Genomic DNA, 1099 nt, shown 5'->3' on the forward strand with positions numbered 1-1099 from the left:
GTTTTCGCCTGCCAGGGGCTTACCACCGCGTTGCTCAATCGCTAATCCTGCAGCCTCGATAGCGGTGCGCACAATGAATTTGGTTGAATCGAACGAGGACGAGACGATGCAATGGGCGGCGATCACCGGTGTGATCGCGACCGTCTCGGTGTTCGCCATCGCGCAAGGGTTGTCCTATCCGCTGCTGAGCTTCATCCTGCAGCGCCAGGGCGTTTCGCCGGCGATGATCGGCCTGTCGGCGGCCATGACGCCGATTGGTTTCATCCTGTCGTCGCCATTGATCCCGGCGCTGGCCCGCCGGTTCGGGGCAGGGCGCACAGCGCTTACCTGTGCGGCGCTTTCGGCTGTCGTGCTGGCGCTGATCGGCTGGACGCAGAATGTCTATCTGTGGTTTCCCCTGCGCTTCCTGATCGGTGTGGTGACCAACCCGCTCTATGTGCTGAGCGAGATCTGGGTCATCGCGCTGGCGCCGCCGGCGCGGCGAGGGCGCGTCATGGGTGTCTATTCGACGATCATCTCGGCCGGTTTCGCGGCCGGGCCGCTATGCCTGCTTGCAGTCGGCACCGAGGGCTGGCCGCCCTTCCTCGTCGGCATCTCCGCCTTCGTGCTGTGCGGCATCTGCCTGGGCTTGGTGCTGCCGCGCTTGCCCAGGGTCGACGAGACCGGGCATCAGATTTCCGTCCTGGGTTTCATGCCGCTGGCGTGGCTGCTTTTGTTTGCCGTCATAGTCGCCGCCGGCTTCGAACAGGGCGCGCTGGCGTTGCTGCCTGTCTATGGCACCCGTCACGGCATCACCGAGACCCGCATGTCGGCGCTGCTGTCGGCGATGATTGCAGGCAATATCGCCATGCAGGTGCCGCTCGGCCTTTTGGCAGAAAGGCTTTCCGCGCGCCTGGTGCGGCTTGCCTGCGTCGCGATCACGGTGCTCGGCTGCGTCCTGCTTCCGCTTCTCATCGAGTCGCCGCTGATCTGGCCGATGATCTTTGTCTGGGGCGCGGTTTCCTACGGCATTTACACGATGTCCATCATCGAGCTCGGCGAACGCTTCACCGGTTCCGCACTGGTTGCCGGCAATGCGGCCTTTTCCTTGATGTGGGGC

Annotated in this window: 1 protein-coding gene; it reads left to right on the forward strand. The window is 64.0% G+C overall.

Annotation, left to right across the window (positions count from 1 at the left end):
* Positions 1-73: 73 nt before the first annotated feature.
* Positions 74-1099, forward strand: a 1026-nt coding sequence (locus EN750_RS35665; RefSeq protein ID WP_145968255.1) for an MFS transporter, incomplete at its 3' end; no start/stop codon positions are given.

The organism is Mesorhizobium sp. M7A.F.Ca.ET.027.03.2.1 (assembly GCF_003999175.1).
In the GTDB taxonomy this organism is placed as follows: Bacteria; Pseudomonadota; Alphaproteobacteria; order Rhizobiales; family Rhizobiaceae; genus Mesorhizobium.